General features: G+C 48.9%; 4 protein-coding genes and 1 pseudogene. 3 read left to right on the top strand and 2 right to left on the bottom strand.

Going from position 1 to position 4981, the window contains the following annotated elements; translation table 11 throughout:
• Window positions 1-432: 432 nt before the first annotated feature.
• Entirely contained in the window at window positions 433-621 is a 189-nt protein-coding gene (locus tag Q4577_RS23440) for a hypothetical protein (RefSeq protein ID WP_303473298.1), read from the bottom strand.
• Between the two features lie 157 nt (window positions 622-778).
• Here Q4577_RS23440 and Q4577_RS23435 point away from each other — a divergent pair, with 157 nt between their 5' ends.
• Window positions 779-970: a hypothetical protein gene (locus Q4577_RS23435; protein WP_303473300.1), complete on the top strand. Its 192-nt coding sequence runs from the start codon at window positions 779-781 to the stop codon at window positions 968-970.
• 341 nt (window positions 971-1311) lie between these two features.
• Here Q4577_RS23435 and Q4577_RS23430 read toward each other — a convergent pair.
• Window positions 1312-1623, bottom strand: a pseudogene (locus Q4577_RS23430) (IS6 family transposase); the annotation flags it as partial.
• A gap of 182 nt (window positions 1624-1805) precedes the next feature.
• On the opposite strand from Q4577_RS23430, the gene Q4577_RS23425 reads away from it, so the two are divergent.
• Both Q4577_RS23425 and Q4577_RS23420 read left to right on the top strand, forming a co-directional pair.
• Window positions 1806-2690 (top strand): hypothetical protein, encoded by an 885-nt coding sequence (locus tag Q4577_RS23425; protein ID WP_303473302.1) that lies wholly within the window; start codon window positions 1806-1808, stop codon window positions 2688-2690.
• A gap of 489 nt (window positions 2691-3179) precedes the next feature.
• Window positions 3180-4763, top strand: a complete 1584-nt coding sequence (locus Q4577_RS23420) for a hypothetical protein (RefSeq protein WP_303473303.1) — start codon at window positions 3180-3182, stop codon at window positions 4761-4763.
• Window positions 4764-4981: the final 218 nt, after the last annotated feature.

Below are 4981 nucleotides of genomic sequence, written 5' to 3'. Positions count from 1 at the left end.
TCTCTGCCTGTTCTCATCGGGGCAGAGTGTGACACTTCTACTTTGCAGATGTGGGACACTTTAACTTTGCGGGTACAGTGTATCAACTCATAATGAAGTTTATGTAAAATGTCATGCGATATCGATCTCTGCAAAGACTGTCCGGAATTCTGTTCCCTGGCGCGTTGATTACGCCGTTGGGAACCGGGCCTCGAACATGATGGCAAGTTGGCTTTTGGCGGCGTGCCATTCGCGGACTGATCGCTTCTACTCCTGAGAGGTAGCATTCAGAGCCAGATAGATCAATTTCGCTGCCGCTTGGTCGCTGGGGAAGTGCTCCCTTGTGCGGACGGCCCGCTGAATTTAACGCTCCAAGCTACCTTTCGTGCCACGGTACAGAGGCTAGTCCGATATCAAAGGAACGCCGTGGTATCTAAAATCGTTGTAGCCTCGTCAGATTTCTGGTGAGCCGCGCAGTTGCGCCAGTCTCGCTTTCATCCGGGTAATGTGTTGGTGATGTTCCTCGTCGCGGCGCAGGCTGACTGCCGTGGACAGGATGTCGATCACGACCAGGTGCGACAACCGCGACACCGTCGGGGTGAACAGATCGGTGTTCTCAAGCGTCTCGACCACAAGCGCCACGTCGCAGTGCCGTTACAGATCCTTTCATCTTAAATCCGATCCACCGGATGCCGACCCTGAACACCCTGGGGCCATTTAGGCGTCACTCAGTGGAAATTTCGTTTACTGTTTGTTTACCGTGAATAGATATAAGGCCTAAGGCTGCACGGAGGAAAAAATGAAAAAACATGACTGGTTAGCAGATGTTATTTTGGATATGCAAGCGTACATAACGATTAATGGAGTCGAGGGGGAGTTGCCAAACGCGATCGCTGAAGCTGCCCGTGTAGCAAAAGGGCAACATCCTTTTGCGCAAACGAAGCTTATCTCTAAAGCCGATAAGGTGCTGCAATATCGTAGGCAAGGGTGAACCTAGGTATTTGATCCCACGGTTTGACGGTCGATCCTTTCTAAGAATGGAACGGCGCAATGAAGGACGTGTTAGTGACGTTCCGTTACGCGGTAGTGGTTTGCAGGGCGAGCCTTCAGAGGGCTTTGTCAGGTTGTTCTGTCGGGACGCGACCAAGACCCGCACCTCGATCATGTAGCCCTTTCAGCCGCATGGTTGTTCTACAGGCCTGATGATTGTCATTGAGAGCCGACCCGGTATTTTTACCGCAATTTGACCCACCTTGAGTTATGCGCCTTTGTTTGTGACGCGGTTTCCTTTCCTGTTTTCTTTGCGACACTACCCATCAGGGTCCCCGGTTCGTTTCCATTTGCGTTGACAGCTCGCCAAAACCAATGTTTTAGCGCTCGAATTGAAATCACGACCTCGCCCAGGTGTCATTTGTCGGCAGGAACCGTGCGATCGCGACGGATTTTGGCCGCTATCTACGTTCCGAACCGAAGACACCACACCCGGATACTTTCGTGCGATACGGTTACGTCCCGTTCGGTCGACAGATCCTCCACATCGCGCCGGCTGAGGCCAAATTGATGATACGCTCAAATCGCATAAAAGATGATGGACCGAGAAAGCCGGAACCCCTTCAGCCGTGGCTGTAAAACTTGGCTGATCATGAGAGAGGGTTATGCTTGCACCTGGAACACGCCACCAACGTGACAAAGCCATTACCGGACCACTTCAGATCAAGGGGGCGGAACAATCCTCACATTTTTAGCTAACACCTTGAAAGATGGGGCATTATCTTGAATGCTCGACATGAGATTACAAAATCGAGATGAGGTGAGGGTCTACCAACATGAAAGTAATCATTCACGCTGGAGCTTTCGCAACCGACGACGGTAGAATTACCAAGTGTCTTCGGCAAAATAAGCGCCTTGCGGAAGATTGGAAAGTAGGAATTCCTGAACCTAGAACATATCAGAAGCGGCTTAGCGTCTTGCTCGGAAAGCCAGAAAATTACGCGGATCCAAATTCACTCGGTAGTACGCTAAGGTCGGTTATTGTCGACGAAGACTACAGTCTTCCAAATAGGGTCGTTTTGTCACACAAAAATTTCTTTGGGTTGCCGAAATTCGCCATTGCCAATGGAGAAATTTTTCCCGAAGCGGTGCCGAGGTTTGAGGCGTTTAAGAAACATCTCGCTCCGCATGAAATAGAGCTGTTCTTCTCTGTACGTAACATCGCAACTTGGTTGCCAGAAGTTTTTTCCGCCACATCGCATCACGATTTGCCGGGCTATCTATGCGGTGTGGATCCTTCGCATCTCCATTGGTCGCGTTTAGCAGATAGGTTGAGCACTTCTTTTCCGAACACCCCTATAACAATTTGGTGCAATGAAGATAGCCCATTGATCTGGGGAGAAATAGTCCGTTCAATTTTGGGTGTTCCAGAAGGCACTAAAATTAAAGGTGCTTTCGACATGCTCGCGACAATAATAAAACCGGAAGGGATGAGAAGACTCCGATCTTACCTCGGACGACAAAAAGGCTTGAACGATATTCAAAAGCGACGGATTATGGCCGCATTTTTTGACAAGTACGCAATTGAAGATGCCGTGATGGAGGAGCTCGATATTCCTGGCTGGACAAGTGAATATGTTGACTATCTCGGCTCAACTTACGAAAGAGATATTGACAGAATTGAAGTAACATCTGGCGTGAGGTTACTCACCCCTTGGTAATTTCCCCATCACCCTAAATACAGTGGTTATTACCCGTAGAGCGCCAGTTGTTTGAAAGTGCGTTCCTTTCTCAGGGGTAGTGTCGCAAAGTTTCGGATTTCATTTTCGTTGCCGATCGTGTCGGGCCAGACCCCACCCTGTCCCGAGACCGATTCAATGACCTGACAGTGCCGTCCCCGACACTACCGACAGACGTGTCGCGTTGCCCTTAGATCTGAGACACGACGCGTTCGGGGATATTTTTGCCCTTAATTATGAGATTCGACTACCATCGCGCTTATGCTTTTCGCGCGCTGCCGGGCTATGTGATCAACCGCAGCAAGCAGACGTGGCTCCGTCTCGAAGGCGCGCAAGAGAGCAACCCTTGAATAGTCATCGATGCAGGAGCTCGAGATGGCCGCTTTACGGCCTCAGCGCTTGTTCGCGCGCCCGCCATAGTCTACAGATAAACCGCTGTGAATGGTTTTCTAAAGAGCGGGTTCTTGGAACATGAAAAAGCGTATATGCGTACACTTGGGACCTCACAAAACAGGTTCTTCTGCGATCCAAGATCTTCTTTCGAAGAATGCAGAAACTCTTTCCAGGGAGTATGATACTGCTATCATTACGGGCGGAGATTTGGCAGTGATCTCAAAGGCATTACATGAAACAGACTGGTTATTGGCTCAACGTTCGCTACTCACACTTCGGGAAAAGGTCTCTGACCTTACTGAGAGCGTTGTCATCATTTCTAGCGAGGATTTTTCGGGTCAACTGCCGGGTCGCTCCGCAACAAGGCGTGTGTACCCAAGGTTGTCGCAACATATCAACATTATTAGTAAAACGTTTTCCGACTGCGAATGCAATTTCTACTTTTTTCGTCGGGAGGAGCAGCAGTGGTTGGACAGCGTGTATGCACAGAATCTTCGTTTCCGACAGAATTTTTCTTCTCGGAAGAGATTTGACGATTTCATTCGGTTTGAAGGTGGTTGGGATCCTGTTCTCGAAAAAGCTTCTCTGAAGTATGGGAATCGGTTTAATATTGTTCCCTATTTAGAAAACGCGCAATTTTCATCTGAACTCGCACTGCTTAACGCGATCGGTTTGAAGTTAGAGGAAAGCAAGTTTCGCCTAGACAAAGCTCGCGTCAATGCGAGCCCAACTGCAGCCCAATTGCAGGTGCTTGAGGTCATTAACGGGTCTCATGCTTCGATCCAAGCAAAGAAGAATGCAAAGAAGTGGCTTCTTTCTCCTGCAACCGTTCAGCCCAATTACCAAGGCCCAGAATCCGTTCCAAAATGGCCTCCTGTATTTGAAACGAGTTCCGCCCACCCTGGACTGGCCGCATTGGCCGAACGCGCAAAATCCCGTGTATACACTCAAGACGAGCTGCCTTGGGTTCTGCCGAGCCCCGATATAGACTTAGTCCATCTAAGAGATAAGATAGTTGAAGGTCCAACGGAATTTCCTGGCGGCAATAGGCAAGATATGAAACAGCAAGAAAAGATTCTTCAATACAGATTCGCAGGCCAGCCATTTGTTAACTACTTGATAGGTTTCTCCATCAGCTATTTGCGCCGGGATACCAAACATTCTGTTTCTGCAAGGAAGTTATTTTTTCGAGCATGGGACAGCGAGTTTCCTTTGTTGCTGTCAACGCTACCAACTCGCTGGCTCATTTCGACGCTACAAACCTTTATCGATCATGGCCGCAGCAGCAATGAAAGAATAATTGGCACTGCCGGGTATTTCTTCTTCAACACCCTCAAAGCGTACGAGGCAGAAAGAGCGCTTGAGGGCCTACAGCCTGACGGTGTTTATCCAAATTCCAAGCCAAAAACAAAAAATGGGTTTCCTGGAATGGACCGCTTTGACCTTGGCGGATCTGATTTGATGGTGAACACGCTTGCATTGCTGTTAGAGCTTTCGATGCAGGAGCCCGTTTCGGGGCGCGTTCTTCAAGAGCTATTGGCTAGAACAAAAAATTCTAACTCAGTGTTATCTCGAATGGACCGCAGCCGACAATATCATATGGTAAAAAATCCGCAATTCGACAATTGTTGGAGCTTTTTTGAAGAACCTAAATCCAGATGATGATTTTGCCATGTTGTTGACACGTCCCAGTCGCACGCATAGCCATCTCTCATAATCAGCTAAGTATTACAGCCTCGGCTGAAGGGCTTCCGGTTTCCTCGGAAATCCCTCCATTTTAGGAATGGGGGGGATTATCCTCTGTCTGAACCGCCCCCAGTTTGCCGGAGGCAGATTACTTCATCTCATGCGACCATATCTAACGTGTTGAACTGTGCATA

This window comes from Marinovum sp. 2_MG-2023 (assembly GCF_030548265.1).
Classification (GTDB): Bacteria; Pseudomonadota; Alphaproteobacteria; order Rhodobacterales; family Rhodobacteraceae; genus Marinovum.
This window is presented reverse-complemented; position numbering and strand designations above follow the sequence as displayed.